Source organism: Bacteroides muris (ex Afrizal et al. 2022), from assembly GCF_004793475.1.
GTDB classification, from domain to species: Bacteria; Bacteroidota; Bacteroidia; order Bacteroidales; family Bacteroidaceae; genus Bacteroides; species Bacteroides muris.
This window is the reverse complement of sequence record NZ_SRYZ01000096.1, coordinates 1-2752: the sequence shown is the minus strand read 5'-3', so window position 1 is coordinate 2752 and position 2752 is coordinate 1. Positions and strand designations below refer to the sequence as shown.

Annotated in this window: 3 protein-coding genes; all 3 read right to left on the bottom strand. The window is 44.3% G+C overall.

The window, feature by feature from the left end:
* Nucleotides 1-89 precede the first annotated feature (89 nt).
* A complete protein-coding gene (gene tnpC, locus E5355_RS18915; RefSeq protein ID WP_136011537.1) occupies nt 90-1871 on the bottom strand; it encodes an IS66 family transposase in 1782 nt (593 codons plus the stop codon).
* A gap of 87 nt (nt 1872-1958) precedes the next feature.
* Entirely contained in the window at nt 1959-2303 is a 345-nt protein-coding gene (gene tnpB, locus E5355_RS18910; RefSeq protein WP_121768667.1) for an IS66 family insertion sequence element accessory protein TnpB, read from the bottom strand.
* A 1-nt stretch (nt 2304) separates the two neighbouring features.
* Nucleotides 2305-2673 (bottom strand): hypothetical protein, encoded by a 369-nt coding sequence (locus E5355_RS18905; protein WP_136000331.1) that lies wholly within the window; start codon nt 2671-2673, stop codon nt 2305-2307.
* Nucleotides 2674-2752: the final 79 nt, after the last annotated feature.

Genomic DNA, 2752 nt, shown 5'->3' with positions numbered 1-2752 from the left:
ATGTAATCATTCTATTTTCCGCCACGACAATTTTATCGGCTGTTTTTCAGCCGATAAAATAAAAATGCCCGCAAGAAAATATTTTTGTTTTAACATTCCGGTTTATAAAAACATGGTAGAAGAGTCTTCTTGTCGCAGTCCTTACCATGAAGAATACATTCGAACAGGTGTTTCAGGTAATCCTGAGGGTCTATGCCATTAAGCTTGCAGCTTTCTATCAGAGAGAAGATGAATGCCGAGTTTTCTGCCGCATCCTCACTGCCTATGTTCATACAGTTCTTGAGCAACAGCTTTACCGGTTTCATCCTTTGTTCACAGAGGTTGTTCGATATTTCCGCTGCACCGTCCTTGAGGATATTTCTCAGGGACTTCCACTGGTTTAACGTATAATTGACAGCCTTTCTCATCAGTTCGTTAGCCATAATCTTCGCATCCTGCATCATCATGACCACCTTATGATGGATACTTTCAAGAATCGGTCCTGTAAGTTTCCGTCTTTTCCCCTTTATCTGCTCACCGCTGAGCTTCATGGTGCGGAACAGATCTTCATTCATGAACATATCGCCGATGGAGTCTATTATCTCCATCGCTGTCCTGTCCGAAGGCAAGGCGTCAACCCACAACCTTCTGCAGTGCGTCCAGCATCCTATATGAAGCACCTTTGAGTCTTCTCCATCAAACATTCTGTAAACCGTATATCCGTCAGTGGAAAGGGTCCCCATAAAATGTTCCAGGAACGACTTCGCCGCATCGGATGACCTGCTGCCGTTGTTATAGTGATAATAGACCATCTTCATATGCTTTGCAAAGAATGCCCATAAGTACTTTCTCCTGTAAGCCTTGCCTTCCTTTGTTTCGATGCCTACAAGTTCGGTCGTCTCATCAACCATAAGATATTCAGCCTGCTGTACAAACCCCTTGAAGACATCTCCGATAAAACCCTTGAGTTTGGCGATTCCGTTATGGATATAGCTGTTCAGTGTGGTGTTGCTTATGTGGATGCCCTCTCTGGCAAGCAGTCTTATCTGCCTGTTCTCCGGCATGCTGAAGTCGTATTTCAGACAGAGCAGACGGGCAAGCAGTTCAGGAGAGAAGATGCCTCCAAGGTCTTTCAGCGGATGTTCCATCGTGTTCGCGAAAGTGCCGTCCGCAAGCTTCACCCTTGCCACCTTGTAGACATGCTCCACGTTATGAGCCCTTACATGTTCTATGACCCTGTATTCCCACACATCAGGCATACCGTTGCGGTTCATGAACCGTCCTCCTTCGGGAAGCGTGTAATACTCGTCCACTTCATGTACTACTACTTTGTCAACTTTCAATTTGGTTTTCACGGCACGTGGTGCAGTTTCCTTTCTTCTTGAAGGTTGGCTGTTCTGTGCAGGTGTGCTACCAGAAATGGTACTGCTGCCGGTTTCGTTACCGTCAGCCTTATCGTTGTCATCATCCTTTCTGTCAGAACCGTCATATTCGGACTTATGCAGTGCAGACTTGTCAAGGTTACGGTTGTTCAGCAGTTTTCTTTGCTCGGAAGTACGGCCAAAACGGTGTTTTCTGCTGTCCTCAAGCTGAAGCCTGAGATTGGAAATCTCGTTTGCCAGCATCCTGTTCACATCGTCTTTTGCATCAAGCTGCTTTCTCATAAGCTCCATTTCTTTCCTATAATTTTCAACCGTAGTTGATTGCTTTTCGAGGGAATCTTTGAGGTCATTGATTGTATCAACCAGAGCCTTGGAGTTCTCTTTATTGGAATCTTCAATGGCCTTAAGCCTCGCAATCAGTTCGTTTACCTGTTTGCGAAGCCCTGCCTTTTCCTCATTCGCCAGACCCAACTGGCAGCAAAGTAACTCGTATGCCCTTTCATCAATCATGATATAAAGGTACGAAAAATCAGGCAGTTACGCAAACTTTTTATCGTTTATTTTTATATCATTTTACTGATAATCAATATATTAATATTAATCTTTTGAACTAACGTACATCTTGTCAACTACAATACTTTCCGTAAGATAGGCCATGTCTGACCATTGTATCCGGTAGCATTTGGAGACCTCATCAAATACCGGTTTCTTGAACTTTCCCATGACAGGACGTTTCTCGTAAAGCACATAAAAACCGCGTTCATAATGAAGTATCTTCACAACCTTACGGTTCCTGGACATGAACATATAGACGTTGGAGGCATCGCTCGGGTCAAGTGACATCTCTTCCCTTATACTCTCACATAATCGGAAAATACCTTTCCGCAAATCCACATTACCGTTGAACAGATAATAGTTCAGGTTAGTACTCAGTCCAAGCATATCATCCTATCATTTTATTAAGCAACAAACTCAAATCAAGAACAGTGGTGTTTTTCAGGAACAGCGTTGCGCCTGATGCCAATTGTAATTTTACCCATCTTATCGGAGCTTCACCTTCGGGCTGTTTCACTTCCATTTTCACGGTTGGACTGTTGCAGGGATTGCCGGTTATCTGGACTTTGGCAACCTTGGGCTGTTCCACCCGGACTGTCTTGCCTAACTTCTCACTCCACAGCTGGTGGCGCTGCCAGTTCATGAACTTGTCGTAATTCACTCCATAATCCGCACAGAACTCGCGAAGGTCTTTGGTTTCGCAGCACAGCTGATAGAGGTCGTACACCTCCTGGTAGTTTACTTTTTCTTTTGCCATAATCTTTGTTAGTAATTGGTTATGGCGCAAAGATATGCTGGGTTGCGATGCGTGTCAAGGCGGAAAATAGAATGGTTAC

Excerpts from the sequence above, each read along its gene's own strand:
- tnpC (WP_136011537.1), bottom strand. The coding sequence starts at position 1,871 with ATGATTGATGAAAGGGCATACGAGTTACTTTGCTGCCAGTTGGGTCTG.
- tnpB (WP_121768667.1), bottom strand. The coding sequence starts at position 2,303 with ATGCTTGGACTGAGTACTAACCTGAACTATTATCTGTTCAACGGTAAT.
- E5355_RS18905 (WP_136000331.1), bottom strand. The coding sequence starts at position 2,673 with ATGGCAAAAGAAAAAGTAAACTACCAGGAGGTGTACGACCTCTATCAG.